Genomic DNA, 26,864 nt, shown 5'->3' on the forward strand with positions numbered 1-26,864 from the left:
GACACCGCGGGCGCTGCTAGGCGGAGGCGCCCACCACGTCGGCGGTCGTGCCGAGGTCGTCCGGTGCCCCGGCGTCCCGGGCCGGCACCTGGCCGTCGTCGGCCGGGGCGTGCCCGTCGAAGTCGTGCTCGGCGAACGCCTCGGGCGGCGGGCACGAGCAGACGAGGTTGCGGTCGCCGTAGGCCTGGTCGATCCGCCGGACCGGGCTCAGGTAGCCGCGCCCCTGCAGCCCGCGCACCGGGTAGACCGCCGTCGTCCGCGGGTAGGGGCGGTCCCACTCCCCCGCCAGCATCGCCAGCGTGTGCGGCGCGTTGCGCAGCGGGTTGTCGGTGCGGTCGTACTCCCCGGTGGCGACCTTCTCGATCTCACCGCGGATGGCGACCATCGCCTCGACGAACCGGTCGAGCTCGGCCTTGTCCTCGCTCTCGGTGGGCTCGACCATGAGCGTCCCGGCGACCGGGAAGCTCATCGTCGGGGCGTGGAAACCGAAGTCGATCAGCCGCTTGGCGATGTCGTCGTTGGTGACGCCGGTGGCCTTGGTCAGCGGCCGGATGTCGAGGATGCACTCGTGGGCCACGAGCCCGTTCGCGCCCGTGTAGAGCACCGGGTAGTGCTCCCGCAGCCGGGCGGCCAGGTAGTTGGCGGCCAGGATCGCGTGCTCGGTGGCCCTGGTCAGGCCGTCGGGGCCCATCAGCCGCATGTAGGCCCAGGAGATCGGCAGGATGTCCGCCGAGCCCCACGGCGCCGCCGAGACCGGCCCGGGGCCGGTCTCCGGGCCGGCGCCGGGCACCACCGGGTGGTTGGGCAGGAACGGCACCAGGTGCTCCCGGACGCCGATGGGTCCCACCCCGGGGCCGCCGCCGCCATGCGGGATGCAGAAGGTCTTGTGCAGGTTCAGGTGGCTGACGTCGGAGCCGAACCGGCCCGGCCGGGCGAGCCCCACCAGGGCGTTGAGGTTCGCGCCGTCGACGTAGACCTGGCCGCCGGCGTCGTGCACGGCGGCGCAGATGTCCTGGATGTCGGTCTCGAAGACGCCGTGGGTCGACGGGTAGGTGATCATGATCGCCGACAGCCGCGCCGCGTGCTGGTCCACCTTGGCCCGCAGGTCGGCGAGGTCCACGTTGCCCGCCTCGTCGCAGGCCACCACGACCACCCGCATACCCGCCATGACGGCGCTGGCCGCGTTGGTGCCGTGCGCGGAGCTGGGGATCAGGCAGACGTCGCGCTGCTCGTCACCCCGGCTGCGGTGGTAGCCGCGGATGGCCAGCAGCCCGGCGAACTCCCCCTGCGACCCGGCGTTGGGCTGCACGCTCACCGCGGCGTACCCGGTGACCTCGGCCAGCCCGGCGCACAGCTCGTCGATCAGCCGGGCGTAGCCGCGCGCCTGGTCGGCGGGCGCGAACGGGTGCAGGTTCGCGAACTCCGGCCAGGTGATCGCGGCCATCTCGGTGGCGGCGTTGAGCTTCATCGTGCACGAGCCCAGCGGGATCATCGTGCGGTCCAGCGCCAGGTCCTTGTCGCTCAGCGAGCGCAGGTAGCGCAGCATCGCCGTCTCCGAGCGGTGCGCGGAGAACACCGGGTGGGTGAGGAACGGCGTCCGGCGGCGCAGCTCCGGCGGCAGCGCGTCCGCGCCGTCGTCGGCGAGGGCCGTGTCGTCGGCGGCCACGCCGAACGCCGCGGCGACGTCGCGCAGGATCGCCGGCGTCGTCGTCTCGTCGCAGGCGACCGCGACGGTGTCGGCGTCGACCTGGCGCAGGTTGATCCGCCGCTGCGCGGCGGCGGCCACCACCTCCGCCGCCCGGCCGGGCACGGAGACGCAGACGGTGTCGAAGAAGCGCTCGTGCACCAGCGACAGGCCACCGGCGGTCAGCCAGCCGGCCAGCGTGGTGGCGCTGCGGTGCACCCGCGCCGCGATCGCCGCCAGCCCGTCGGGGCCGTGGTAGACCGCGTAGGCGCCGGCCATCACGGCCAGGAGCACCTGGGCGGTGCAGATGTTGCTCGTCGCCTTCTCGCGGCGGATGTGCTGCTCGCGGGTCTGCAGCGCCAGCCGGTAGGCGACGTCGCCGTCGGCGTCCACCGAGACGCCGACCAGCCGGCCGGGCAGCTGCCGGGCCAGGCCCTCGCGCACCGACAGGTACCCGGCGTGCGGGCCGCCGTAGCCCATCGGGACGCCGAACCGCTGCGTCGTGCCGCAGGCGACGTCCGCGCCCCACTCCCCCGGGGCCTCGAGCAGCGTGAGCGCGAGCAGGTCGGCGGCCACCACGACGGCGGCGCCGGCCTCGTGGGCCGCCGTCACGAGCGCCCGGTGGTCGCGGACGGCGCCGCCGGCACCCGGGTAGGACAGCAGGACGCCGAACGCGCCGGCCTCCGGCAGGTCGGCCGGCCAGCCGGCGGAGAGATCGGTGACGTGCAGCCGGATGCCCAGCGGCTCGGCGCGCGTCCGCAGCACGCCGAGGGTCTGCGGCAGCGTGTCGGCGTCGACGACGAAGACGGCGTCGCCCTTCGCCCGGCCGGCGCGACGGACCAGGGTCATCGCCTCCGCCGCGGCGGTGGCCTCGTCGAGCATGGAGGCGCCGGCGACCGGCAGGCCGGTGAGGTCGGCGACCGTCGTCTGGAAGTTGATCAGCGCCTCGAGCCGGCCCTGGCTGATCTCCGGCTGGTACGGGGTGTAGGCGGTGTACCAGGCGGGGTTCTCCAGCACCGTGCGCTGGATGACCGGCGGGGTGAACGTGCCGGAGTACCCCAGGCCGATCATGGAGGTGAACACCTCGTTGGCCGCCGCCCGCTCGCGCAGCAGCGCCAGGACCGCGGCCTCGTCCTCGGCCGGCGGGAGGGCCAGCGGTGCGCGGTCGCGCACCCCCTCGGGGACGCAGGCGTCGACCAGCGACTCCAGCGACGGGTGCCCGACGGCCGCGAGCATCGCGGCGGTGTCGCCCGGGCGCGGCCCGATGTGGCGGCCGGCGAAGGAACCGGCGGTGTCCAGGGCGTTCAGGGAGGGCAGCGGCCCGGCGAGCGGCGGGAGGGTCTCCCCCGTCGGCTCGTCCACGGCACCGGCGGCGCGGTCGGTCACTGCTCGGACGGTACCAGCGGGGCCACGGGCTCCTCGACGGGCGCTGTGGGGGCGTTCCTCGCGCTCCCGGGGCCCTGCAGCGGTCCGGCAGCACGAGGGAGGCTGCCGGAGCGGGCGACTGGGCCCGGACAGCGCAGAGCCCCGTCCGCGGATGCGGACGGGGCTCTGCGCTGTCCGGTCTACGCGGTCGCGGCCCGGCGACGACGGCGCATGGACAGCTCGTCATCCGACGGCACGACCTGGCCGCCGTCGATGCGCTCGGCCGGCAGCTCGGCGAGCTCGCCGGAGAGCTCGCGCAGCGCGCCGGAGACGGCGATGCCGAAGACGCCCTGGCCACCGGCCAGCAGGTCGACGACCTCCTCGGCGGAGGTGCACTCGTAGACCGTCGCGCCGTCGGAGAAGAGCGTGACGTTGGCCAGCTCCTTCACCCCGCGCTGGCGGAGGTGGTCGACGGCCTTGCGGATGTTCTGCAGCGAGACGCCGGTGTCCAGCAGCCGCTTGACGACCTTGAGCACCAGGATGTCGCGGAAGGAGTAGAGCCGCTGGGTGCCCGATCCGGTGGCGCTGCGCACCGACGGAGAGACCAGGCCGGTGCGGGCCCAGTAGTCCAGCTGGCGGTAGGTGATCCCGGCAGCGGCGCAGGCGGTCGGTCCGCGGTAGCCGACGAGGTCGGTGTCGACCTCGTCGTACTGCGGCACTCCGACGGCGGCGTCGCTGAACAGCTGACCCTGCGAGCCGTCACTTCGGTCGCTCACGTCCAGCGTCCTCCTCAGTCCCGCCACGGCTGCGGCAGGTCGACGGCTTCCGCACCCGTGATCCCAGGTGTCACACCGCTGTTGTTCGCCGACGGTAAGCCGGGCCAGGGGGCCGGTCAACTGAGCGGGGCGGCGTGTCGCTCTCCTCATCATTTCGAGTGGAGGTTCGGCGGCCACCTGCCGATGCTCCCCGGATGGGCCCGCGACGGGCCGTCCGGCGCAGCACGGTCAGGTGGGGCCGCCCCCCGAGCCGGAGCCGGCGCCGAAGTCCTCGGGCGAGATCTGGTCGAGGAACTCGCGGAACTTCTCCACCTCGTCCTCCTGCTCGTCGGGGATCTCGATGCCCACCTCGTCGAGGAGGTCGTCGGCACCGAAGATCGGCGCCCCGGTGCGGACGGCCAGGGCCACGGCGTCCGACGGCCGGGCGCTGACGATGCGGTCGTCGCCGAACACCAGCTCGGCGATGTAGATGCCGTCGCGCATCTCGGTGATGTTGACCGCCTCCAGCTCCGCGCCCAGCGTGCGGACGACCTCGCGCAGCAGGTCGTGGGTCATGGGACGGGCCGGGCGCACGCCCTGCTGCTCGAAGGCGATCGCCGCAGCCTCCACGGCGCCGATCCAGATCGGCAGGTAGCGCTCGCCCTGCGTCTCCTTCAGCAGCAGGATCGGCTGGTTGCCGGGCAGTTCGACGCGGACGCCGACGACTCGAAGCTCCTGCACGGTGCGGCTCCCTCGGCTGCGGCCCGGGTTCGGGCGGGACGGTCTGGTCAGGCGGCCGGTGACTGCTCGGCCCCTCGGACGCGCGCGGGCGGCGACGGGTCCACGGTACGCCCGCTCAGGGGCGCAGGAGTTCCCGCAAGCGCGTCTCGAGCAGGGCCGTGTGCAGCTGCGCGGAGAGCCCCGCGAGCTCCTGGAGCTTCTCGGTGGCCCGGGTGCGGGCCTCCTCGGACCGGGCCCGCAGGACGGGGGCGACGAGCTGCTCGACGAGCCCGGCCTCCCGCTCCACGGCGCTGCGGTAGACCCGCAGGTGCCGCGGCTCGATGCCGTGCCGGGCCAGCCCGGCCGCCGCCCGCGCGATCGGCAGGTCCCCCGCCGGGTGCCGGCCGTCGGCGTCGGTGGTCAGCAGACCGAACTGCACGCAGTCGGCCAGCTGCCCGGGCTCCAGGCCGGCGGCCCGGGCGAACTGCTCGGCGGTCAGCGGGGCCACCGCCCCCTCCTCCGTGGAGGCGGGGGGCAGCGGCGCCGAGCCGCTGCCGGTGCCGGGCAGCGGCTCACCGCGGTCCAGGGCATCCAGGTGGTCCTTGATCACCCGCAACGGCAGGTAGTGGTCCCGCTGGGCGGTGAGCACGTACCGCAGCCGGCTGACGTCGGCCCGCGAGAACTTCCGGTAGCCCGACGGCGTGCGCTGCGGGTGGACGAGGTCCTCGGACTCCAGGTAGCGGATCTTGCTGATCGTCACGTCGGGGAAGTCGTCGCGCAGCACCGCCAGCACCTCACCGATGGTCAGGCGCGGCGCGTGCTGGTCGCCGGCGTCCCCGAGCGCCGGCTCGCGCTCGGGCACGGCGGTCACGCCCCTCTCTCGCCGGGGCACCGTCGCGGTGTCCCCCGCTGCGGTCCCCGCAGGCGGGGGACGACCGGTCGGTGCACTAGCGAGCGGCCGGCTCGCCCGTGCGCGGGCCGGTCAGGTACACGAGCCGGAACTTCCCGATCTGCACCTCGTCACCACCGGCGAGGTTGGCGACGTCGACCGGCTCCCGGTTGACGTAGGTGCCGTTGAGGCTGCCGACGTCGTGCACCGAGAAGCCACCGCCCTCGCGGTGGAACTCGACGTGCCGGCGGCTGACCGTGACGTCGTCCAGGAAGATGTCGCTGTCGGGGTGCCGGCCGGCCGTCGTGACGTCCTGGTCGAGCAGAAAGCGGCTCCCGGCGTTGGGGCCGCGCTTGACCACCAGCAGGGCCGAACCCGCCGGCAGCGACTCGACGGCGCCCGCGTGCGCGTCGGCCGGCTCGGTGACCTCGGGCTGGTCGCCGGAGTCCTCACCGCCGACCTTCGGGATCACGCTGGTGGCCTCGCCGATGCGCTCGGGGGACAGCGCCGCACCGCACTGCGCGCAGAAGCGACTGCCCTCGGGGTTCTCGTGGCCACATCGAGTGCAGTGCACGTTGCGTCTCCTCCGGTGCGAGGGGCCCGCCGCGGCCCTCGAACGGGCCGCGAGCGGCCGGCGGACGGTGGGCCGGGTGGCCCGCCGTGGGTCGGCCGCCGCGGGAGCGCGGCGGACCGTGGGTCATGGAACCAGCCGGTCGGCCCGAGGGTCAACCGGACGTGCAGGGCCGGGGCCGGCGGGCTGCCCCGCTGTTCTGCGCCCCAGCGCGATCATAGTGATCGATGCCAGGAGTCAGCCTCCCGGCGACCCGGTCACGAGCCGTCGACCAGGGCCTGGTAGGCGTCCGCGTCGAGCAGCTGCCCGATGGGGTCGCCGCCCTCCCCCGGCACGGCGATGTCGACCAGCCAGCCCTCGCCGTAGGGGTCGCCGTTGATGGTCTCGGGCGCGTCGGCGAGGCGCTCGTTCACCGCCGCCACGACCCCGGTGACGGGCGCGTAGACATCGGACACCGACTTGGTCGACTCGACCTCGCCGATGGCGGTCCCCGGGCTCACCTCCTGGCCGACCTCGGGGAGCTGCACGAAGACGATGTCCCCCAGCGCGTCCTGCGCGTGGTCGGTGATGCCGACCCGGACGACGGTCGACGTGCCGTCGGTGCCCTGCACCAGCGCCCACTCGTGCTGGTCGGTGTAGCGGCGGTCGTCGGGGGTGCTCATGCGGCGGTCGTCTCCAAGGCTGGTTGGGGCAGGGGCGGTGCGGTCCGCGGCGGGTTCAGCCACCGGGCCCGGGCGAAGCGTATTGAGGGCGGTCCAGGGGCCGCAACGCGTCCACGACGAGGCCGGGCGACTGGGCGATCCGGACGGTGCCGCCGCGGCGCTCGATGCGCTGCACCACCCCGCCCGGGATGTTCATCGCCGTCTCCATGCCCTGCGGGTCGCCGAGGACCACGAACTCGTACGGCGAGCGCAGCGGCGTGCCGTCGACCCGCAGGTTCCCGGCGGTGCCGGTGACGGCGGTCGACAGGCCGATGCGGACGTCGTCGACCTGCATGGTCTCCGCCCCCGCCCCGCGCAGCTCCTGGATCACGTCGATGACGTCGGAGACCCGGACCTCGCCCGAGGGGTCGTCGATCGCGAGCGTCAGGCCCGGTCCCTGGGCCGGCAGGGTGCCGTTGAGGATCCCGAGGGCCTCGGCGCGCCCTCGCGCATCCTCCAGCGCGGTCCCCGTCCGGCTGCCGGAGCCACCGAGCTCGCGCAGGGCCGCCCGCTGCTCGGCGAGCTGGGCCCGCAGCCGCTCCTCGCGGCTGGCCAGCTCGTCGAGGATCCGGACCAGGTCCTCCTCCCGCGCGCCGGCCAGCATCTGCGCCTCGTCGGAGTTGCGGACCTGCACGGCGAGGGCGAACCCGAGCAGCATCGTGAGGACGCCGATGAGCGCGGCCGCCACGAGGTTCCGGCGCCTCCGCACCGCGGCGGGAGGCCGGGCCGGCGGACCGGCCGCGCCCCCGTCGGCCGGCGACGCGCCGGCCGGCGACTGGCCAGGCGGCGGGGTGCCGGGCGGCGGCGCGTCGCTCATGCGCGGAACACGTGCCGCCGGATGGCCGCGGCGTTGCCGAAGATCCGGATGCCGAGGACGACGACGACCGCCGTGGACAGCTGCGCGCCGACGCCCAGCTGGTCGCCGAGGAAGACGATCAGCCCGGCCACCACCACGTTCGACACGAAGGAGATCACGAAGACCTTCGCGTCGAAGATGCCGTCCAGGCGGGCGCGGAAGCCACCGAAGACGGCGTCCAGGGCCGCGACGACGGCGATCGGCAGGTAGGGCTGGAGCCACAGCGGGACGGTCGGGTCGAAGACGAGACCGAGGAGCACGCCCGCCGCGAGGCCGAGGATCGGGATCACGGCGTCAGCCTCCGGGGGTCGGATCGGTGCGGCCGGTGCTGACCGGCTCGGCGGCGCGGAGCTCGGGCGGGCCCGCGGCGGGCAGGGACAGCTCCTCCTCCTTGGCGAAGTCGAATCGCAGCCCCGCGGACGCGGCGAACCGCGCGAGGGACACCACCTCGGGGTTGGCGAGGAAGGCGTTGGCCAGCGCGTCGGGCTCGCCGATGGCCCGGACCTCGTAGGGGTTGGTGACCGGGCGGAAGTCCACGAGCACCGCCTCGCCGGCGAACCGGATGGCGCTGGTCGGGCCCAGCCGCTGGCCGTTGATGCTGATGGCCTCCGCACCGGCCGCCCAGAGGGCGTTCACCACCAGCTGCAGGTCGCCGTCGGCCACCCGCACCTCCTGCGCGTCCCCCGCCGTCCCGCCCAGCGGGTCGTCGTCGGCGGCGGCCTCCGCGTTGCCCAGCGTGACGAGCAGGCCCGGCCCGGTGACGGGCACGGCGGCGCTGCCCTGCTCGGCCCGCGCGAGGGCGTCCCGCGCCCGCTGGCCCACCGCGGTGGCGGCGAGCAGCTCGTCGCTGGTCCGGCTGACCTCGGCGCGCAGCGTCTCCAGCTGCGCGGCCAGGTCGTCGCTGACGGCGGACTCGTCCTGGATGTCGCGGACCAGCGCCTCCCGGATCTCCTGCCGGCCCTGCGCCCGGTCGGCCGCCTGGCCGTAGGTCACCGCGGCCAGCAGCCCGGCGGCGGCCATCGTGAGCGCGACGATGACCTGGCCGCGGCCGCGCCGGGGCTCCTCGCCCCGGGCCTCGCGTGCGGCGGCGGCCTGCGCGTACGCGGGGTCGAGGGTCTCGGCGAGGACGTCGTCGAGCAGCGAGGCGCCCAGCGAGCGCACGCCCCCGGGCGGCGTCCGGGTCACCGCCGGCGCCCCGTGCGTGCCGACCGCTCGGCAGCCAGCAGCCCCACGACCTGGATGACGTAGAAGACGGCGGCGAGCAGGTACAGCGCCGTGCCCCAGATGGTGAGCGCCCAGGCGAACGGAGCGGCGAGGGTGGCCAGCGTGCCGGCCCCGTCGGCCAGGAGGAGCCCCGGGAAGGCGTAGAGCAGCAGCAGCGTGGCCGCCTTGCCCAGGTAGTGCACCTGCAGCGGCGGGTAGCCGTGCGCCCGCAGCACCAGCAGCATGACGCCGAGCACCAGCTCGCGGCCGACGAGCAGCGCGACCAGCCACACGGGCACGACCTCGCGCAGCGCGAGCGCGACCAGGGTGGAGACGATGTAGAGCCGGTCGGCGGCCGGGTCCAGCAGCGCACCCAGCTTGCTGCCCTGGTCCAGCCACCGGGCGAGCTTCCCGTCCAGCCAGTCGGTGAAGCCGGAGACCATGAGGACGACCACCGCCCAGCCGTCCTCCTCGGGGCCCAGCAGCAGCCAGAGGAAGAGCGGCACGCCGAGCAGGCGGAGCACCGAGAGCGCGTTCGGCAGGGTCCAGATGCGCTCCGGGAGGTCCTCCCGGTCGCTGACGGCCGGGGTCGGGGGGCCGGCCCGGGGCACGGGTGCGGCAGCCGACGGCCCGTTCGACGACGTCACGTTCCCCTCCAGCCCCTGCACCCGACCGTGCCCGAGGCTAGTGTCCCGGTCCGACGCCCCCGACGGCGGCGCACCGCCGTCCCCGTCCCGGGCCGGCGGGCACCCGCCGGACGGGGTCCCCGCCTCAGGCGGTGACCGCCATCGCCGCCGGTGCGGGCTCGTGGCCGAGGGGACGCCGGTCGAAGGTGGCCGTGCCGTGGGTGACCGAGCGCAGGACCCCGGGATACCCGAGCAGCTCCACCTCGGGGACCTCCGCGCGCACCGTGGTCCGGTCCCGGTCCGGCTCGGCCTCGCTGCCGGTGACCCGCGCCCGCCGGGACGACAGGTCGCTCATCACCGCGCCCACGTACTCCCCCGGCACGTGGACGTCGACCTCGCACCACGGCTCGAGCACGCGGGTGCCCACCGCCGCGACCAGCTCGCGCAGCGCCAGCGCCCCGGCGGCCTGGAAGGCGGCGTCGGAGGAGTCGACCGAGTGGGCCTTGCCGTCGACCAGGGTCACCCGGAGGTCGACGAGCGGGCGGTCCTGGTTGACCCCGCGCTGCGCCTGCGCACGGATGCCCTTCTCCACGCTGCCGTGGAACTGGCCGGGCACCGTCCCGCCGACGATGCGCTGCTCGAAGACGATGCCCGACCCCGGCGGCCCGGGCTCGCCCTCCACCACGACGACGGCGTACTGCCCGTGGCCGCCGGACTGCTTGACGTGCCGGCCGGTCACCCGGGCCGGGCCGCAGAGGGTCTCCACGAGCGGTACCCGGACCGGCACGGTGGTGACGGCGACCCCGTGGCGGGTGCGCAGCCGCTCGAGCAGCACCTCCGCGTGCGCGTCCCCGACGCACCACAGCAGCAGCTGTCCGGTGTCGGCGCGCCGCTCGAGCCGGACCGTGGGGTCCTCGGCGACGAGCCGGGTCAGCGCGGTGGCCATGCGGTCCTCGTCGGACCGCGAGGCCGCCTCGACCGCGACCGGCAGCTGCGGGACGGGGAGGTCCCACGGGGGCACGAGGCGAGGGTCCTCCGGGGCGCTGAGGGTGTCGCCGGTCTCGGCGGTCGACAGCCGGCTGACGGCGCAGACGTCCCCCGCCGGGCACGCGGCCACCGGCCGCAGGGCGGCGCCGAGCGGAGCGGAGAGGACGCCGATCCGCTCGTCGGCGTCGTGGTCGGGGTGGCCCCGCTCGGCCATCCCGTGGCCGGACACGTGCACCGCGGCATCCGGCTGCAGGGTGCCGGAGAAGACCCGGACCAGCGAGACCCGGCCGACGTAGGGGTCGGTGGTGGTCTTCACGACCTCGGCCACCAGCGGGCCCGCCGGGTCGCAGGTCAACGCGGGGGCCGCGGAGCCGTCGGGACGGGTCACCGGCGGGCAGCTGTGCTCGAGCGGAGACGGTAAGGCGGAGACCAGCAGGTCGAGCAGCTCGCCGACGCCGACCCCGGTCAGCGGCGAGACGCACAGCACCGGGTGGAAGTGGCCGCGGGCGACGGCGGTCTCCAGGTCGGCGACGAGGTCGTCGACGGCCAGCTGCTCGCCGGCGAGGTAGCGCTCCATGAGCGTCTCGTCCTCGCTCTCGCCGATGATCCCCTCGATGAGCTCGGCCCGGAGCCGGTCGGCATCGCCGTTTCCCGCCCGCGTCGCGTCCACGTCGGGCTCCAGCAGGGACACCAGCCCGCGGGCCGCGCCGTCGGGCCCGCGGTCGACCAGGTGCAGGGGGTACACCCCCTCCCCCAGCATCAGCTGGCAGAGCCGGACGGCCTCGTCGACGTCGGCCCGCGGCCGGTCGATCTGGGTGAGGACGACGGCTCGCGGCATCCCGACCGCGGCGCACTCCTCCCACAGCTGCACGGTCGCGGCGTCGACCCCGCTCAGCGCGGAGACGACGAACAGCGCCGAGTCGGCGGCGCGCAGGCCGGCCCGCAGCTCTCCGACGAAGTCCGGCGACCCGGGGGTGTCCAGGAGGGTGAGCCGGTGCCCGGCGTGCTCGACGGCCGCCACGCCGAGCGACACCGACCGCTGCTGGCGGACCTCCACCTCCTCGCTGTCCAGGCAGGTGGTGCCCTCCTCCACCCGGCCGGCGCGCGGCACCGCGCCGGTGGCGGCGAGCAGCGCCTCGGCGAGCGTCGTCTTCCCCGCCCCGGTCCGGCCGACCAGGGCCACGTTGCGCACCTGCGCGGCCGGTCGCGGCGCCGGGGCGGGCGTCTCCTTCCCCGTCGCCCGGCTCACGCCGCGTCCTCTGCCGAGCGGGGCCCGCGGAGCGGTGGACGGCGCGGGGACCGGGCGACCGCCCGGTCCGGGTGGTGGGCTTCCACGGGGCCTCCCCGGTATCGATCTGTGATCTGACTCACAGCGTGCCCGCGCGACCCCGGGCGATCAAGGGGCCTGCGCCCCCTCCCTCAGCGGGCGTCGACCGCACCCCGGCGGGCGAGGTCCCGCACGCCGCGCCGGTGCAGCAGCCAGCCGACCGCGATCAGCAGCACCCCCGACGCCAGGAAGCCCAGGTCCCAGCTCAGCGGGCCGCCGAGGTCGTCGCGCACGTGGTGGATGCCGAGGACCTGGTGGTTGATCAGCCCCTCGACCAGGTTGAACAGCCCCCACCCGGCGAGCACGAGGCCGAAGTGGAAGCTCCAGCTGGGCGCCAGCCGGTCCTGCCGCCACGCCACCAGCGCGGTGATGGTCCCGGCGAAGGCGAGCACCCAGGCGCCGACGTGGAAGAAGCCGTCGGCCAGCGTGTTGGCCTCGAGGCCGGCCAGCGTGGTCGGCTCCTGGCCCTCCACGGCGCTCACCATGTGGTGCCACTGGAGGATCTGGTGCAGCACGATCCCGTCGACGAAGCCGCCGAAGCCGAGCCCGTACAGCAGGCCGGTCGCCCGGGTGGGCATCCGCCGGGAGCTGCGGCTGGGCGTCTCGCGCGCGGTGGCCATGGCCGCTGGCTACCCGCTCGCTCCGGGCGCACGCGTTGGTCGCATGCTGGGCGGCATGAGCAGGGACGCCGCGGCCGGCCGCGACCAGGAGACCGGGCGGTCGCACGCCGTCCTGCGCAGCACGGCGGATCTGCCGGCCCCGTGGGCCGCCGTCTGCGGCGCCTCGGTGGGCGTGGTCCAGGGCCGCTGGGACGGCCCCCGGGGTCTGGGCTCGGCCGACCCGTGCCCGGACTGCCGGCGGATCACGGAGTCCTGAGGGGGGCTGCTCCCCTCGTCGTGGCGGTTCGTCGTGGTCGTCGGTGTGCACCCAGTTGTTGGGGATAGCGGTACGACGACGCGTCCGGATCCCGTCGCTCTCCGGATGCCGCCGGGCGGAGCGGCCCGCACGCCAGCTGTCGGTGGCAAGCTGCGCTACGACACCTACAGCCGCGCCGGTCGCCGTTCGCACCGGTGCCGCCACCGCAGACCGGGGAGGACGCACGGGATGACCGAGTTCGTGGGCGTCGGCAACATGGTCCGCTGGGTGGCCGCGACGGGGGTCGAGGCCGCCGTCGCCGGGATCGCCGGCTACGTGCGCGAGGACTTCTGCCGCTGGCAGTCCTTCCACAAGACGCCGCGGACGGCCAGCCACACGCCCTTCGGCGTCATCGAGCTCATGCCCACCAGCGACTCGGTGACCTACGCCTTCAAGTACGTCAACGGCCACCCGTCCAACCCGGCCCGGGGCTTCCAGACCGTCACCGCCTTCGGTGCGCTGGCCGACGTGTCGAACGGCTACCCGGTCTTCCTCGCCGAGATGACGCTGCTGACCGCGCTGCGGACGGCGGCCGTCTCCGCGGTCGCGGCCGCGGCCCTGGCCCGCCCGGACTCCCGGCGGCTGGCCCTGATCGGAGCCGGCAGCCAGGCGGAGTTCCAGGCGCTGGCGATGCGCCACGCGCTGGGCATCGACCGGGTCACCGCCTGGGACACCGACCCCGCGGCGCTGGTGAAGCTCGCGCGCAACCTCGGGCCGCTGGGGTTCGACGTCACCCTGGCCGGCTCCGGACGCGAGGCGGTCCGCGGCGCCGACGTGGTCACCACCTGCACCGCGGACAAGGCGCTGGCCACCGTGCTGCCCGACGCGTGGGTCGAGCCCGGCATGCACGTCAACGCGATCGGCGGCGACTGCCCGGGCAAGACAGAGCTCGACCCGGCGATCCTGCGCCGGGCCGGCGTCTTCGTGGAGTACACCCCGCAGACCCGCGTCGAGGGCGAGATCCAGGCCCTCGGGCCCGACTTCCCCGTCACCGAGCTGTGGGAGGTGCTGACCGGTCGCCGTCCGGGGCGCACCTCGGCCGGGCAGGTGACGGTTTTCGACTCGGTCGGCTTCGCCGTGGAGGACTTCTCGGCGCTGCGCTACCTGCGCGACGCCGTCCGCGGGACGCCGTGGGTGGAGCGGATCGACCTGGTGGCCGAGCCCGAGGACCCCAAGGACCTCTTCGGGATGGTCACCGCCCCCTCGCCGATCGGCGCCTGAAGGGGGAGCCGGTCCCGACCACCCGGCCGGGCAACTGGCTCCCCGGGCCGCGGCCCGGCCTAGTGCCCGGTGGTCGCCCGGCGGTGGACCCGCCGGTCGAACCGGTCGGGCTTCCCGCCGAGGGGCCGGCCGAAGTACCTGCCCAGCACGACACCGGCGGCGAGGGCGAGCCCGATCGCCGCGGCCCCGACGAGGCCGTTCAGCCCGTCGGCGACGTCGGCCTCCACGACGATGGCGAACAGACCGCGGTAGATCGACAGCCCGGGCAGCAGCGGGACGATGCCGCAGACCGCGACCAGCAGCGGCGGGATCCGCAGCCGCTCGGTCAGGGCCTCCCCGCAGAACCCGACGACGACGGCCGCGACCGCGGTCGCCACCGCGGGGCCTGCGCCGAGCACGCCGGCGGCCCAGTACGTCGTCCAGGCCACCGCACCGGTCACGGTGGCGACGCCGACGGCCCGCGCCCGGGCGTAGGACGCCAGGGCCCACGACCCCGCCATCCCGGCCGCCGCGGCCAGCGCCACGGCGAACGGCACGCTGAACGTCGCCGGGTCGGCCACCCGCAGCGGGACCTGCGCGCGCTGGGCCAGGTCCAGCACACCGGCGATGCCGACGACGATGCCGGTCGTCAGGGTGAGCACCTCGAAGGCCCGCGCGGCGGCGGTCACCGGGAACCCGCTGATCGCGTCCTCGGCGGCACCCACGAAGGAGAGCCCGGCCAGCAGCACCACGATCCCCGCGGCCACGACCAGCGAGCTGCGGACCCCGACGTCCCAGACGACGAGCAGGACGGCCACCCCCGTCGCCACCGCGGCACCCGCCGCCTGCTGGAAGAAGCTGGGGAGCCCGCGCCGGTCCAGGGCCCGGATGACCCGCTCGATGGTGGCCGTGGTCAGCGCCGCCACCAGGGCCACCAGCCAGCTGCCGCCGAGCTGGAAGGCGACGGCGCCTGCCACGCCGGCCCAGCCCAGCGCGTGCACGCGGCGGCGGTACGGGTTCGGGGCGGACACGACCCGGTCCAGCCGGCGGTGTGCGACCTCGACGTCCAGGCGCTCCACCACCACCGCCCGGGCCAGGTCGGTGATCCCCTGCAGGCGGGTGTAGTCGAGCCCACGCGGGCGCACGATCCGCATCAGGGTCATCGGCGGGGCGTCGTCCGGGTCGTGGCTGATCGTCAGCGACGTGTGCGTGATGTCCACCTGGCAGGCGGTGAGCCCGTAGGCCGCCGCCACGCGCAGCACGGTGGCGTTGACGTCGGCCGCCGAGGCCCCGACGGCCATCATGGACTCCCCCAGGCGGAGTGCCAGACCGACCGCTGCTCGTGCGGTGGGCTCGTCCACGCCGCTCGGCTGGGAGCGCAGCGCGAAGGGAGCCGTCGGCGGGCCGGAGCCGGAGACCGCCCACCGCGCCCGGTCCGGAAGTCGACTCAGCCGCCGCCCCCAGCCCTGGTTCACGAGTCGCACCTCTCCACGTTACGGAGGCAGGGCGAACGCCACGGCCGCCCTGCGCCGGTGTCGTCATGACCTTCGCCACCCGGCCGGACGCGCACCCACCCGCGGCGTCGACCGGGGTCGGTCGCGCATGAGATAATGATTCTCATGGACAACTCGGTTACGCGCCGATCCGCGATCGCAGCGGCCACGGCTTCCCTGCTCCTCCTGGCCGGCTGCGGCGGCTCTGCCGGCTCCGACGCCGCCGACGCCGCCACCGGGAACGCCGAGGGCCTCGACCTCGTCGCCGGCTTCTACCCGCTGGAGTGGGCCGCTGCCCGGGTCGGCGGGGACCGAGTCTCGGTCTCGTCGCTGACCGCGCCCGGCGCCGAGCCGCACGACCTCGAGCTGACCCCCCAGGACGTCGCCGGGATCTCCGATGCCGATCTGCTCGTCTACCTCAGCGGCTTCCAGGCCGCGGTGGACGAAGCCGCCGGGTCCCAGGCGGGCGACCACTCGTGGGACGCCGCCGAGGTCGCGGACCTCACGCTCACCACGACCGGTCACGACCACGAGCACGCCGAGGAAGAGCACGCCGACGAGGAGCACGCGGAGGGCGAGCACGCGGAGGGCGAGGAGGTCCCCGACCCGCACTTCTGGCTGGACCCGACCCGGCTGGCCGACGTGGGTGACGCACTCGCCGCCCAGCTGACCGAGCTGGACCCCGACGGCGCGGACACCTACGAGCAGAACGCCGCCGCCCTGCGGGAGGACCTCCAGGCGCTGGACGAGGAGATGACCGACGGGCTGCAGAACTGCGCCGTCGACACCCTGGTCACCAGCCACGACGCCTTCGGCTACCTGGCCGACAGGTACGGTTTCGAGGTGATCGGCATCTCCGGTCTCGACCCCACCACCGAGCCCTCGCCGGCTGCGCTGGCCGAGATCTCCGACCTCGTCGCCGAGCGCGACGTCACGACCGTCTACACCGAGGTCCTGATCGACCCGGCCATCGCCGAGACCGTCGCCGCGGAGGCGGGCGTGCAGACCGCCGTCCTCGATCCGCTCGAGGGCCTCACCGACGAGTCGGCCGGCGACGACTACCTCGCCGTCATGCAGGCCAACCTGGCGGCCCTGCAGGAGGGCCAGTCCTGCTCATGACCGACTCCCCGCCGACCGGACCCGCCGCCGTCAGGCTCCGGCACGCCACCATCGGCTACGGCGACGTGGCCGTGGTGCGCGACGTCGACCTGACGGTCGGCACCGGTGAGGCGGTCGCCGTGCTGGGGTCCAACGGCTCGGGCAAGACCACGCTGGCCCGCGGCCTGCTGGGCCTGGCCAACGTGCTCGGCGGTGAGGTCGACGTGCTGGGCGCCCCCGTCGGCGGCCTGCGCGAGCGGGGCCGGGTCGGGTACGTCCCCCAGCGGCACTCCATCAGCGGCGCCGTCCCCGCCACGGTCCGGGAGGTCGTCGGGGTCGGGCGGCTGGCGCGGCTGGGACTGCTCCGCCGGCTCCGGCCGGCCGACCGCACCGCCGTCACCGAGGCGGTGGCGGCGGTCGGCCTGGCCGATCGGCTGGACGACCCGGTCGCCTCGCTGTCCGGCGGGCAGCAGCGGCGGGTGCTGGTCGCCCGCGCGCTGGCCGCCGACCCGGAGCTGCTGATCATGGACGAACCCACGGCCGGCGTGGACGCCGCGAACCAGGAGGCGCTGGCCGGGGTGCTGGCGCGCATCTCGGCGACCGGCACCACCCTGATCGTCGTGACCCACGAGACCGCCCCGCTGGCCGGCGTCCTGTCCCGGGCGATCGTGGTCGACCACGGCCTGGTGGCCTACGACGGACCGCTGGAGCAGGCTGCGGCGCACGAGGAGCCCGGCCTCCACCACCACCACCCGCCCGGCCGCCGGCCGTCCGGTTACCGCCAGGACCAGCCGACCGTGACCACCGGGCCACGCCGCCGCGGCGACGAGGAGCACTGACGTGGGCATCCTGGACTACGACTTCATGCAGCGGGCGCTGCTCGCCTCGCTGATGGTCGGGCTCGTCGCGCCTGCCGTCGGCGTCTTCCTGGTGCAGCGCCGGCTGTCGCTGCTGGGCGACGGCCTGGGGCACGTCGCGCTCACCGGCGTCGCCGTGGGCGTCCTGACCGCCAACAGCCCGGTGTGGACGGCGCTCGTGGCCGCGGTCCTCGGAGCGGCGGTCATCGAACTGGTCCGCGCCCGCGGCCGCACCAGCGGCGACGTCGCACTGGCGGTCCTCTTCTACGGCGGCATCGCCGGTGGTGTGGTGCTGCTCGGCCTGGCCCCCCGCGGCCAGGCGACGAACCTCGACGCGTACCTCTTCGGCGCCATCACGACGACGAGCCCGCAGGACGTCGGGGTCTTCGCGGTCATCGCGGTCGTCGTGCTGGCCACGGTGGCCCTGCTGGGTCAGCGGCTGTACGCGGTCAGCGACGACGAGGAGTACGCCCGGGCCGTCGGCCTGCCGGTCCTCGGTCTCAACCTCGTCCTGGCCACGCTCGTCGCCTGCACCGTCGTCCTGTCGATGCGGGTCGTCGGCCTGCTGCTGATCAGCGCCCTGATGATCGTGCCCAGTGCGATCGCCCAGCTGCTGGCCCGCAGCTTCCGCGAGACCGTCGGGCTGGCCTGCGTCATCGGGCTGGTGGTGAGCGTCTCCGGGACCACCACGTCCTTCTACGCCGGAACGCCGTCGGGCGGCACCATCGTGCTGCTGGCCATCGCCCTCTTCCTGCTCGTGTCCGCGGCCGTGGCCCTGCAGGAGGCGACGGCCCGGCGACGGCACCGGCGTAGGGTCGACGTCCACGACGCGCACCCCCACGACCACGGTGCGGACTGCGGCCACGTGGCGGTGCCGCACGACGACCACGTCGACTACGACCACGACGGGCACCTCCACGCACCGCACCGGACCGACCGGGGCGTGCACTACGACGAGCACGGGGAACACGCGGTCGGCGTTCCCCCCAGCAGCGGAAGAACGGGGTGACCATGACCGAGCCGGCGTCCACGGAGGTCCCCGGCCGTCGCACCACGCGGCAGCGGAGCGCGCTCGTCGCGCTGCTCGACGAGCTGGACGGCTTCCGCAGCGCCCAGGACCTGCACGCCCTGCTGCGCCAGCGCGGCGAGTCCGTGGGCCTGGCGACGGTCTACCGGGCGCTCCAGGCGCTGGTGGACGACGGACAGCTGGACATCCTCCGCGGAAACGACGGCGAGGCCTCCTACCGCCGCTGCTCCCCCGTCCACCACCACCACCTCGTCTGCCGTTCCTGCGGACGCACGGTGGAGGTCGCCGACCCTCCGGTCGAACGGTGGGCGGCGCGGATCGCCACTGAGCACGGCTTCGCCGACGTCCAGCACCAGGTCGAGGTCTTCGGCACCTGCGCCGCGTGCACCGCGGCGCACACCTGACCCGCACGGACGGCTGAGCCGCTCACCGCCGGCCGCACGAGGCCACACCGCCGCCGGTCGAACCCCTGCTACGCGTTCCGGGGTCCGACTCCGGTCGCCGCGCAGGGCGCCCCACTGTACCGTCGAGAGTTAGTTGAGCGCACAACGATCCGTGCCTCACCCCGTCGTCCACCGACGCCACATGCACCGGGAGCAACCATGGCCAAGATCGCCGTCGTCTACTACTCGTCCACGGGCAACACCCACCAGCTGGCCCAGGCCGTCGCGGAGGGCGCCGAGGAGGCCGGGGCCGAGGTCCGGCTGCGCCGGGTCGCCGAGACCGCACCGGATGCCGCCATCGACAGCAACCCGGCCTGGCGGGCGCACCTCGACGCCGTCGCCGACGTCCAGATCGCCGCACCGGAGGACCTGGAGTGGGCCGACGGGTACGCCCTGGGCACCCCGACCCGGTTCGGGACGCCGTCCGCGCAGCTGAAGTCCTACCTCGACACCCTCGGCGGGCTCTGGGCCACCGGCAAGCTGGCCAACCGCGGCGCGACGGCGTTCACCAGCGCGCAGAACACCCACGGTGGCAACGAGTCGACGATCCTGACGCTGTTCAACGTCTTCTCGCACTTCGGCGCCGTCATCGTCCCGCCGGGTTACACCGACCCGCTGCTGTTCGACGCCGGCGGCAACCCCTACGGCGCCTCCGTCGCCTCGGGCGGCGACGCCAACGCCGCCTCGGACAAGGTCCTCGCCGCTGCCCGGTACCAGGGTCGCCGGCTCGCCGAGATCAGCGCAAAGCTCGTCGCCTGACCCGGCCCCGCACAGCAGCAGGGGCCGTGTCCGGAGAACCGGACACGGCCCCTGCTGTCCTGCTGCCGGGCTGACAGGTTTCGAACCTGCGACCCCTTGACCCCCGGTCACATTCGCCGGGTTCGCCATCGTCCGCGGTCGTGCCACTTGCGCAGGTCACGAGCCCCAGCGTCCGCTGTCGTTCGGCTGTGTCCGGGCTCGTCCGGACCGCGTTGCTGTACGGGTTCCTGTAGCCCATCAGCCCGCGTATGCCCCTGCTACCCGACCTCTCGCAGCAGGTACTCGAAGCGTTGGACGAGCCACCTGCCCTGCTCACCCGTGACCGTCAGCGTGGGCGCTCTGCCCTTGTCCAGAAGCCTGCTGATTGCACCCGGGGTGGACGAAGGTCGGCCCTTGCTCGCCGCCGCCGCGCCAGATGAACTCGGTCAGCCGGACCCCGGTCACCTTCTCGGCGGCGGCGTCGTCGGGCGGCTGGAGACGCAGCGCGGCGTAGAGGTCGAACCGGTGCACGTCGTACGCGGCCTCGAACAGGTCGGCGTAGTCCGAGCCGGCGGGGAGCAGCCAGAACCGGTAGGCGGCGAACGCGGCGAGCAACGCCAGCGGCACGCTCCACCAGGCGATCCACCCGAAGGCCACGCCGAGCAGGCACCAGATCAGCCCGCTGGCAGCGCTGTCCAGCCGGCCTCGTGCGGCGATCAGTTCCTGCCGGACGGCGTCCGGGAGCACCAACCACGTGACCGGCCACAGCTTGACGGGCTCGAGGCGGTACTTGTCCCACGGCCGGGTCTCGGCCGACCTGAGGACGTTGCCCAGCCGGGTGGGCAGCATCCACACCTCCCGCGACGGCAGCCGGCTGCGCCGACCGTCGGCCGCGACGTACCTCCGCTCCTCATCGGGGGTCGCGGTGCCCGCGTGGATCGCCGGCGCCAGCTCCCGGACGACCTCCACCGCCTCCTTCCGCCTCTCCCACGCCCGTCCGGCCCCGCGGTCGGCCAGTCGCCGGAGACCCGGTGGCCAGTACCCCTCGAGGAGCGGGATGACCCTGGGCACGAACTGCCGGACGACCGCGCCCGCCGCCGCGATGACCAGCAGGCCGGCCACGACCCACGCCAGCAGCTGCGGGGACTCCTGGCCGGAGACCCAGTTCGTCAGCCGGCTCCAGCCCGTGCCTGGACCGACGGTGACCAGCCAGAGCGCGAGACCAGATGCCGCATACGCCACCGGCGCGGTGGTGAGGACCCCCGCCGCCCGCTCACCCAGCTTGGAGCCGGCGGACTCGGTGAACTTGTCGAGCACCATCACACCCGGACCAGCTGTTCGTCCGGGTGGTCGGGGCACACCGAGATCTCCTCGCCGGGGTCGACCCGGTACCAGACGAAGAGGTGGTCGACCGGGCACTCGAACCGAGGCGGCGGCTGGGCGATCCCGGATCCCAGCAACGGCTGGTAGCCGGCCCCGCGTTCCCGCAGTGGCGCGACCTCGGGCGGCAGACCCGTCTCGACGAAGCCCGCCAGCCAGTCCAGCAGGGAGTCCGCCGACCCGAACAGTTCCTCCAGCCCTTCGCGGTCCCCTGCTCGCAGCAGCGCGACCAGCCGCGCGTCGACCTCCTGCGCCCGCTCCTCGACCAGGTCCGGCAGATAGCGGCGGACCGCTCGCGCGGCCTCGATCAGCGGATCGGTCCCGTCCATGCCTGTCCCTTCGACGACGGCGGTGCTGGCCAGCGCGCCCGTTCACCCGCCGAGGTAGGTGAACGCGGCCCAGTGCTGCGGGTGGCGGTGGGTCCGCCCGGAGGCCCAGAGGGAGCGCAGCCGCCCGGTCCCGACCCGCGCGGCGACGTCGGCGAGCGCGTCGGGGAACGTGGCGAGCTTCTCGCCGGACGAGGCGTCGCGGACCCAGAGCTGGGCCTGCCGGAGTGCCTCCTCGGGAGGCCGCCCTGAGGCCAGCTCCTGGTGGAACCGCAGCATGAGGAGGCCGGTCGCCTGATCCGGCACGGACCACAGCGAGGCGACCACGCCGGCCGCGCCGGCCTGCAGGAAGCCGCTCGCCAGGTGCACGGCCTCGTCGGGCAGCTCCGTCCCGGCGATCCCTGTCTGGCAGGCGGAGAGGACGGCGAGCCGGGCGCGCGTGCCGCCTCGCTCGAGCAGGTCACGCAGGCTGAGCTCGTCCTCACCGGCCAGCAGGAGCGCGCTGCGCAGGGGTGCACCGAGTTCCGCCCGGCCGTGACAGGCCAGGTGCAGCAACCCGGCGGAGGCGAAGGCGTCGAGGACGCGGTCCCGGGTCACCTGCTCGCCGGTCAGCGGTGTCCCGCCGAACAGCGCCGCCACCGCACGGGCCTCGACCTCCGCGTGCGGGATCGGCGGGGCCGTCGCCGTGGCGGCGACGCCGATGACCAGGGCGGGCCGGAGGTCGCGGGCCGCAGCGGCCGCCCGGCAGGTGGCCGCGACGCGGGCGCTGGGCGCGTACGTCACGGTCACCCGGTCGAGGACGTGGTGGCGCCCACCGTCGCCGTCTGCCCAGGACGCCGCGTGCAGCGGCAGCAGGGTGAGCGCGCCCAGCGGGACGAGCGTGAGGGACCCGACGTCCCCCAGGTCCTCGAGCAGCGGCCGCATGGCGACCTCCCCGAGCCAGTCGAGCACCGCCGGGAGCTGGTCCCGCCGGGCGTCGGCCCCGCCGACGACGCCGAGCAGCGGGCCCCCGGCCACGACCACCGACCAGTGGGTGAGGTCGGGCAGCCAGGTCACCGTCGTACTCCCGTCGGCGCGCACGGTCACGGCCACGCCGCCGACGTCCGTGGCGGCCAGGAAGGTCACCGGACCAGTGCGGGCGACCGCTGCCACGTCCGCGAAGGTCGTGCCGACGAGGAACCCGGCTAATCCGGGCACGGCCCGGACGGCGGCGGTGGCCCGGTCCAGCTCGGCGCGGGCGTCGCGCCGCGCGCGGTCACGCTCCTCGCCCGACCCACCGGCGTCCTCGCCGTCGAGCTCGAGAGCGGTGACGCGGGCAGCGCAGTCGACGAAGCGGTCCGCCAGGTCGGCATGCCCGGCTGCGGCGAGCGTGCCCAGCTCGGCGCGCTCCCGGTCCAGCGCATCACCGAGCAGCCGCGCGCGGCCGCGCTCCATCACCACGACCGCATCCTGCGGCCGGCCCACTTGGGCCAGGGCGTACCCGGCGTTGGCGGCGACCAGGCGCGCCTCGGCGAGGGTGGCGGTCTTGCGGTCCCGTCCGAGCTGCAACGGGTACAGGCGGTCAGCCGCCTCTGCGGCCGCCGTCCAGGCCTCCGCGGCGTCGTCGTCCGCGCCTTCCTCGAACGCCCAGCTGCCCCAGTCCGAGCCGGCGAGCAGGGCGGACCGCACGTTGCCACGGGCGCCCTCGGCGCACGCGTCGCGGAACGTGGCGGTCGCTGCTGCGGCGTCCGCCGGGTCCCCGGACGCGGCCGCCTGCAACGACAGCGCGAGCCCCAGGTTGTGCAGCAGCTCCGCGCGCTCCCACGATCCCGGTCGGACGCCGGCGACCGCCTCCCGAGCCAGCGTCACGGCGCGTCGGAGGTCCTCGGGGGCGCCGGACTCGACGTGGCGTTCCAGGTGGACCAGGCCGAGGTCGCTGAGCAGGCTCGGCCGCCAGTCGTGACCCGGGCCGGCCTCGGCCAACGCCCGTTCCAGGACGGTGGCCGCCTCCGGCAGCAGATCCCTGCGCCCCGCCCCGCGCGCGGCCGCGAACAGAGCCCGCCCAAGCGTCGCGAGCGCCAGGACCCGCCGCCGGGTGCCCGCAGGCGCCGCCCCGACCAGCCGGCGGGCCGCTGCGACCGCCTCACCGGGGACGGCGGCCCGCGACACCGCCATCTGTTCCACGCGGTGCCGGTCCGGCATGCCGGCCGGCAGCGACCCGAGCGCCGCATCGATCAGCCGGGTGGCCCGCTCGGCGTCGCTGCGGTCGCCGGTGGTGCGCGCGCGGGCGCTGAGCCCGGCGGCGAGGTTGGCGCGGTGCCAGGGCGACGGATCGAGCGAGACCGCCTCCTCGAACGCGGTCACGGCCGCGGCGACGTCGCCGGCTCCAACGCCGAGCTCGGCGCGCGCGAGGAGCACGCACCCCCGGGCGTCGAGCAGGACCCCGCGCAGCGGACCGCCGGGCAACGCGAGTGCGGCGTCGAGCGCCGCGATGGCCCGGTCGGCGTCCTCGCGGGCGCCCCGCGCCTTGACCCGCAGCAGCAACGCCGCCGCGAGGTCGCGGCTGGCCGCGGCGCGCCACGGGGGCGGTGCGTCGGGGACGCCGGCGAGCGCCGCCTCCAGCGCCGTGGCCGCCTCGTCGAGGACGGCGTCGTCCGCCTGCACCTCGTAGTCGGCGGTGAGCACGCTCCCGAGCGTCCGGGAGGCCTGCGCCCGGTTCTCGTCCGATCCGGCCGCCGCGGCGGTGACGCCTGCCCGGGCGGCCGCGAGGGCGTCCTGGACGTCGGCGGCACGGCCGTGCCGCTCGTACCGCTCCCGGAGCATCGTGGCGGCCTTCGTGGTCAGCGCCACGGTGAGGCCCGCCGGCAGCGCAGGCCAGGCCGGATGCCCGCGCAGCTCCCGCCAGGCGTCCGCTGCCGCATCGAGCGCTGCGTCGGAGGGGTCCCGGTCGTAGTCGTCCTCGGCCTGCTGCAGCCGCACGGCGAGCGGCGCGATGGACAGCAACCGCTGCGGATCCGCGTCCCGGGGAGCGGGCCACCGGAGCGGCCGGCCGGTCACGGCGACCACCAGCGGCGGCGCTTCCGCTGTCGCAGCGCAGCGAGGTTCTGCACCGCTCGCTGATCACCGCCGGCGGCCGCCTCCTCCCACCACCTGACCGCCTCGTCGAACCGGTTCGCGCGGAACGCGAGCAGCCCGAGGGAGAAGGCGGCCCGCTCGTGACCAGCCTCGTGGGCCCGGCGGAACCAGGCCTCGGCGACCGCGGTGTCCTGGGCCTTGTCGAACAGCAGCCCGAGGTTGAACATGGCGCTCCGCTCGCCGGCAGCGGCCGCCCGCTCGTACCAGGAGATCGCGCCGGCCTTGTCGTCGACGCGCTCGCGGAGCATGGCCAGCTTGTGCGCCGCCCGGCCGTCGCCCGCGTCGGCGGCGCGGCGGAAGGCACGCTCCGCAGCCGCCGTGTTGCCCCGCTGGTCCTCGAGGATGCCGAGAAGGAGCCCGGCGTCGGGGACGTACGCCGCCGCGGGGCCGTCGAGCCAGGCGGCAGCCTCGTCGTCCGCGCGCCGGACCAGCAGCAGCCGGCCGAGCTCCACCGCCGCGCGGGGTTCACGGTCGGCCACCAGCCGGAGGAACCGCTCGGCTGCGTCCGGCTCGCCGATCGCGGAGAGGTACTCCGCGTACGAGGTGACCAGCTCGGTCCGGTCGGTGCCCGCGAGCTGCTCGACAAGACGGTCGGCGGTCGCACGATCGCCGTCCTGGAGTGCGAGTGCGGACAGGCCGCCCAGCGCTCGCGCGCTCCCCGCCGCCGCCGCGGCCCGCAGGAGCGACCGCGCTTCCTCGAAGCGCTTCTCCTCCAGCTGGGCGAGGCCGAGCGCCGCGGCGGCGTCCACGGAGCCGCTCGTCATGCCCCGCAGCAGGATCTCCTTGCCGAGCGCGCGCGCACCGAGTTCCAGGGCACTCTCGCCGGCGTACACGGCGACGTCAGGTGCACCGTCGAAGGCGGCCAGCCACGACCGGGCCTCGTCGGCGCGGCCCTGTCTCAGGAGCAGCCGGACGAGGTTCGCCGCACCGAGAGGCTCGCCCGCCTCGGCGGCGGCTCGGTAGTGGGACTCGGCGCCACTCTGGTCGCCGCGAGCCAGGAGGAGGGCGCCGAGGTTGATGTGCGCGCTGACGACGCCGCCGTCCGCGGCGCCCGCGTGCCAGACGGCGGCTTCGTCCTCGTGTCCGGTGGCGGCCAGCGACACGCCCAGGTGGAACGCCGCCTCCGCGTTGCCCCGCTCGGCCGCCGGGCGGAAGGCCTCCGCGGCCGCGGCCTCGTCCCCGCGGTCGGCCAGGCTGATGCCCAGGGCGAGGGAGGCCTGGTCGTCGCCGGTCGCCCCGGCATGTCGGGCGACTCGATCCGCCCGGGCCGCCGCCCGCCGGGCCGCGATGCCGATCAGCGGCGCGGGCCCGGCGGACGGAACCGTCCCCGCGGAGTCAGTGGGCGGCCGCACGACCCCCGCCTCTCGTCGCTCGCGGTGGGCTCCCACGGCGCAGCGGGTTCATGTCCCGGTGCTCGGTCGGAGGCTGCCGTAGGCGAGTGCCTGCTGGACCCACACCAGGGCCGGGTGGTCCCGCGGGAGGTCCGTCGCAGCCTGGACCAGGGACGCCCGGGCCCGGGCGAGGTCGCCGGGTGCGCCGGTGCGCCGGTAGCGGACGTGCAGTGCCCGGCCGAGGTTGGCGCGGGCAACGGCCCCGTTGACCGAACCCGGCGCTGCCCGGGCGATCAGATTGCCGTACCCGGCGATCGCCCGGTCCAGGTCGGCCGGATCCCCGTTGGCGTCGAATCGCACCATCAGCCAGTTGGCCGACGCCAGCCTCAGCAGGGTCTCGTTGTCCGAGCCCGGTTCGACGTGGTGCTGCGCCGAACGCAGCAGGTCGAAGGCACGCTCCAGGTCGGCCGGGCGGCCGTCGATCTCGAAGCGCCGCGCATACAGCATCGCCACGGTGAGATGGGCCTCGACCAGCGACTCGGGCGGGAACTCGGCCAGCAAGCCGGTGACCGCGAGCTGTTCCCAGACCTCGATCCCCCGACGCAGGTCGCTGGCATCCCGCGTGCGCGCATAGGTCTTGTCGGCGTTGACCGCCGCCGCGACGAAGTGCCCGAGTATCTCCCGCGGCGCCGTGTCGATGCCGAGGTGGGCGGGTGGTCGCGCCGGTGTGGCCTCGCGCCGTCCGCGCAACCAGGCCTGCAGCTCCTGCAGGTCCGGAAGCGACACGACGAGTCCGGCCATGACCGCGAAGGACACGACCAGCTCCAGAGCTCGCCCAGCAGGCTCCGTGGCGAGTTGCGGATGGCGGTCGACGACCGCAGCTCTGGCCGCGGGACTGTCGGCGAACACGAGTTCGGCGACTCCCTGGAAGATCGGTTCGATACGCGCATAGCTGGTGAGCAGGTCGCGGAGCGACTCGCGCTCGTGCTCGATCAACTCCCGCGGCGGAGGAGAGCCGGTCCCGCTCTCACGTCGCCGGCGCCTGAGACCCATGGTGATCGACCCCTCGCGTGCCCGTGCGCGTCCGCCGGTCTCGTCGTGGCGAGACTGCGTCGGGCCGGACGGCTTCCGCTGTGCTGATGACGCCGGAGGCCGTGGCAGAACTCCACGACGACAGGACCCTAGGCAGGTGGACGTCACCGCGTTGTCACCGCAGGGGTACTGCTGCGCGAGTACGGGAAATTGATCCTTGGTGCCG

The 26,864-nt window shown here is 75.1% G+C and carries 25 protein-coding genes; 7 read left to right on the plus strand and 18 right to left on the minus strand.

Features of this window, described 5'->3' with window-relative positions; all coding sequences use genetic code 11:
* Positions 1-16: 16 nt before the first annotated feature.
* The 12 genes from gcvP to O2W17_RS20680 form a co-directional block, all read right to left on the minus strand.
* Positions 17-3,070 carry an aminomethyl-transferring glycine dehydrogenase gene (gene gcvP, locus O2W17_RS20625; protein WP_269194333.1) on the minus strand — a complete coding sequence of 1,018 codons (3,054 nt, stop codon included), beginning with the start codon at positions 3,068-3,070 and terminating at the stop codon, positions 17-19.
* A 179-nt stretch (positions 3,071-3,249) separates the two neighbouring features.
* On the minus strand, positions 3,250-3,825 hold the full coding sequence (locus O2W17_RS20630; RefSeq protein WP_442864587.1) for a MerR family transcriptional regulator: 576 nt from the start codon (positions 3,823-3,825) through the stop codon (positions 3,250-3,252).
* 228 nt (positions 3,826-4,053) lie between these two features.
* The gene (locus O2W17_RS20635) at positions 4,054-4,545 is read right to left on the minus strand and encodes a bifunctional nuclease family protein (RefSeq protein WP_091932655.1); all 492 of its coding nucleotides are present in this window, start codon (positions 4,543-4,545) and stop codon (positions 4,054-4,056) included.
* A 115-nt stretch (positions 4,546-4,660) separates the two neighbouring features.
* Entirely contained in the window at positions 4,661-5,395 is a 735-nt protein-coding gene (gene ftsR, locus O2W17_RS20640) for a transcriptional regulator FtsR (protein ID WP_269194334.1), read from the minus strand.
* Positions 5,396-5,471: 76 nt separating this feature from the next.
* Positions 5,472-5,987: an oxoglutarate dehydrogenase inhibitor Odhl gene (gene odhI / locus O2W17_RS20645; protein WP_269194335.1), complete on the minus strand. Its 516-nt coding sequence runs from the start codon at positions 5,985-5,987 to the stop codon at positions 5,472-5,474.
* A gap of 254 nt (positions 5,988-6,241) precedes the next feature.
* The gene (gene gcvH / locus O2W17_RS20650; RefSeq protein ID WP_269194336.1) at positions 6,242-6,646 is read right to left on the minus strand and encodes a glycine cleavage system protein GcvH; all 405 of its coding nucleotides are present in this window, start codon (positions 6,644-6,646) and stop codon (positions 6,242-6,244) included.
* Between the two features lie 55 nt (positions 6,647-6,701).
* The gene (locus O2W17_RS20655) at positions 6,702-7,502 is read right to left on the minus strand and encodes a DUF881 domain-containing protein (protein WP_269194337.1); all 801 of its coding nucleotides are present in this window, start codon (positions 7,500-7,502) and stop codon (positions 6,702-6,704) included.
* Positions 7,499-7,831: a small basic family protein gene (locus tag O2W17_RS20660; protein ID WP_269194338.1), complete on the minus strand. Its 333-nt coding sequence runs from the start codon at positions 7,829-7,831 to the stop codon at positions 7,499-7,501. Before O2W17_RS20660 ends, O2W17_RS20655 begins: the two co-directional genes overlap by 4 nt.
* A gap of 4 nt (positions 7,832-7,835) precedes the next feature.
* Positions 7,836-8,726, minus strand: coding sequence for a DUF881 domain-containing protein (locus tag O2W17_RS20665; RefSeq protein ID WP_269194339.1), 891 nt, complete (start codon positions 8,724-8,726; stop codon positions 7,836-7,838).
* The gene (locus tag O2W17_RS20670) at positions 8,723-9,391 is read right to left on the minus strand and encodes a CDP-alcohol phosphatidyltransferase family protein (protein WP_269194340.1); all 669 of its coding nucleotides are present in this window, start codon (positions 9,389-9,391) and stop codon (positions 8,723-8,725) included. The genes O2W17_RS20665 and O2W17_RS20670 overlap by 4 nt, the downstream gene beginning before the upstream one ends.
* Before the next feature lie 124 nt (positions 9,392-9,515).
* Positions 9,516-11,606: an elongation factor G-like protein EF-G2 gene (locus tag O2W17_RS20675; RefSeq protein ID WP_269194341.1), complete on the minus strand. Its 2,091-nt coding sequence runs from the start codon at positions 11,604-11,606 to the stop codon at positions 9,516-9,518.
* 170 nt (positions 11,607-11,776) lie between these two features.
* Positions 11,777-12,304: a DUF2243 domain-containing protein gene (locus tag O2W17_RS20680; protein WP_269194342.1), complete on the minus strand. Its 528-nt coding sequence runs from the start codon at positions 12,302-12,304 to the stop codon at positions 11,777-11,779.
* A gap of 55 nt (positions 12,305-12,359) precedes the next feature.
* Between O2W17_RS20680 and O2W17_RS20685 the strand changes: the two genes are divergently transcribed.
* Complete coding sequence (locus tag O2W17_RS20685; RefSeq protein WP_269194343.1) at positions 12,360-12,560, plus strand: hypothetical protein; 201 nt, start codon at positions 12,360-12,362, stop codon at positions 12,558-12,560.
* Positions 12,561-12,788: 228 nt separating this feature from the next.
* Complete coding sequence (locus O2W17_RS20690; RefSeq protein WP_269194344.1) at positions 12,789-13,820, plus strand: ornithine cyclodeaminase; 1,032 nt, start codon at positions 12,789-12,791, stop codon at positions 13,818-13,820.
* Between the two features lie 59 nt (positions 13,821-13,879).
* Here O2W17_RS20690 and O2W17_RS20695 read toward each other — a convergent pair whose 3' ends face one another.
* Positions 13,880-15,283, minus strand: a complete 1,404-nt coding sequence (locus O2W17_RS20695; RefSeq protein WP_269194345.1) for a threonine/serine ThrE exporter family protein — start codon at positions 15,281-15,283, stop codon at positions 13,880-13,882.
* Between the two features lie 135 nt (positions 15,284-15,418).
* On the opposite strand from O2W17_RS20695, the gene O2W17_RS20700 reads away from it, so the two are divergent.
* From O2W17_RS20700 to wrbA, 5 genes are all read left to right on the plus strand, one after another.
* Positions 15,419-16,411 carry a metal ABC transporter substrate-binding protein gene (locus O2W17_RS20700; RefSeq protein WP_269194346.1) on the plus strand — a complete coding sequence of 331 codons (993 nt, stop codon included), beginning with the start codon at positions 15,419-15,421 and terminating at the stop codon, positions 16,409-16,411.
* Positions 16,408-17,229 carry a metal ABC transporter ATP-binding protein gene (locus O2W17_RS20705; RefSeq protein WP_269194347.1) on the plus strand — a complete coding sequence of 274 codons (822 nt, stop codon included), beginning with the start codon at positions 16,408-16,410 and terminating at the stop codon, positions 17,227-17,229. The genes O2W17_RS20700 and O2W17_RS20705 overlap by 4 nt, the downstream gene beginning before the upstream one ends.
* Position 17,230: 1 nt before the next feature.
* On the plus strand, positions 17,231-18,256 hold the full coding sequence (locus O2W17_RS20710) for a metal ABC transporter permease (RefSeq protein ID WP_269194348.1): 1,026 nt from the start codon (positions 17,231-17,233) through the stop codon (positions 18,254-18,256).
* Between the two features lie 2 nt (positions 18,257-18,258).
* Positions 18,259-18,678, plus strand: coding sequence for a Fur family transcriptional regulator (locus O2W17_RS20715; protein WP_269194349.1), 420 nt, complete (start codon positions 18,259-18,261; stop codon positions 18,676-18,678).
* A gap of 198 nt (positions 18,679-18,876) precedes the next feature.
* A complete protein-coding gene (gene wrbA / locus O2W17_RS20720; protein ID WP_269194350.1) occupies positions 18,877-19,476 on the plus strand; it encodes an NAD(P)H:quinone oxidoreductase in 600 nt (199 codons plus the stop codon).
* 312 nt (positions 19,477-19,788) lie between these two features.
* Here wrbA and O2W17_RS20725 read toward each other — a convergent pair whose 3' ends face one another.
* Genes O2W17_RS20725 through O2W17_RS20745 form a run of 5 tightly spaced genes read right to left on the minus strand, consistent with a single transcriptional unit; the run spans position 19,789 to position 26,602 of the window.
* On the minus strand, positions 19,789-20,775 hold the full coding sequence (locus O2W17_RS20725) for a hypothetical protein (RefSeq protein WP_269194351.1): 987 nt from the start codon (positions 20,773-20,775) through the stop codon (positions 19,789-19,791).
* The gene (locus O2W17_RS20730; RefSeq protein ID WP_269194352.1) at positions 20,775-21,164 is read right to left on the minus strand and encodes a hypothetical protein; all 390 of its coding nucleotides are present in this window, start codon (positions 21,162-21,164) and stop codon (positions 20,775-20,777) included. The genes O2W17_RS20725 and O2W17_RS20730 overlap by 1 nt, the downstream gene beginning before the upstream one ends.
* 42 nt (positions 21,165-21,206) lie before the next feature.
* Positions 21,207-24,197: a CHAT domain-containing protein gene (locus tag O2W17_RS20735; RefSeq protein ID WP_269194353.1), complete on the minus strand. Its 2,991-nt coding sequence runs from the start codon at positions 24,195-24,197 to the stop codon at positions 21,207-21,209.
* The gene (locus O2W17_RS20740) at positions 24,194-25,627 is read right to left on the minus strand and encodes an SEL1-like repeat protein (protein ID WP_269194354.1); all 1,434 of its coding nucleotides are present in this window, start codon (positions 25,625-25,627) and stop codon (positions 24,194-24,196) included. Before O2W17_RS20740 ends, O2W17_RS20735 begins: the two co-directional genes overlap by 4 nt.
* A gap of 48 nt (positions 25,628-25,675) precedes the next feature.
* On the minus strand, positions 25,676-26,602 hold the full coding sequence (locus O2W17_RS20745) for a hypothetical protein (RefSeq protein WP_269194355.1): 927 nt from the start codon (positions 26,600-26,602) through the stop codon (positions 25,676-25,678).
* Positions 26,603-26,864: the final 262 nt, after the last annotated feature.

The sequence above is a fragment of the Blastococcus sp. VKM Ac-2987 genome, from assembly GCF_026967805.1.
Classification (GTDB): Bacteria; Actinomycetota; Actinomycetes; order Mycobacteriales; family Geodermatophilaceae; genus Blastococcus.

What these genes read in the sequence shown, in the direction of transcription:
- gcvH (WP_269194336.1), bottom strand. Translation starts at nt 6,646, where the DNA reads ATGAGCACCCCCGACGACCGCCGCTACACCGACCAGCACGAGTGGGCG.
- O2W17_RS20655 (WP_269194337.1), bottom strand. Translation starts at nt 7,502, where the DNA reads ATGAGCGACGCGCCGCCGCCCGGCACCCCGCCGCCTGGCCAGTCGCCG.
- O2W17_RS20680 (WP_269194342.1), bottom strand. Translation starts at nt 12,304, where the DNA reads ATGGCCACCGCGCGCGAGACGCCCAGCCGCAGCTCCCGGCGGATGCCC.
- O2W17_RS20685 (WP_269194343.1), top strand. Translation starts at nt 12,360, where the DNA reads ATGAGCAGGGACGCCGCGGCCGGCCGCGACCAGGAGACCGGGCGGTCG.
- O2W17_RS20690 (WP_269194344.1), top strand. Translation starts at nt 12,789, where the DNA reads ATGACCGAGTTCGTGGGCGTCGGCAACATGGTCCGCTGGGTGGCCGCG.
- O2W17_RS20700 (WP_269194346.1), top strand. Translation starts at nt 15,419, where the DNA reads ATGGACAACTCGGTTACGCGCCGATCCGCGATCGCAGCGGCCACGGCT.
- O2W17_RS20705 (WP_269194347.1), top strand. Translation starts at nt 16,408, where the DNA reads ATGACCGACTCCCCGCCGACCGGACCCGCCGCCGTCAGGCTCCGGCAC.
- O2W17_RS20715 (WP_269194349.1), top strand. Translation starts at nt 18,259, where the DNA reads ATGACCGAGCCGGCGTCCACGGAGGTCCCCGGCCGTCGCACCACGCGG.
- wrbA (WP_269194350.1), top strand. Translation starts at nt 18,877, where the DNA reads ATGGCCAAGATCGCCGTCGTCTACTACTCGTCCACGGGCAACACCCAC.
- O2W17_RS20725 (WP_269194351.1), bottom strand. Translation starts at nt 20,775, where the DNA reads ATGGTGCTCGACAAGTTCACCGAGTCCGCCGGCTCCAAGCTGGGTGAG.
- O2W17_RS20730 (WP_269194352.1), bottom strand. Translation starts at nt 21,164, where the DNA reads ATGGACGGGACCGATCCGCTGATCGAGGCCGCGCGAGCGGTCCGCCGC.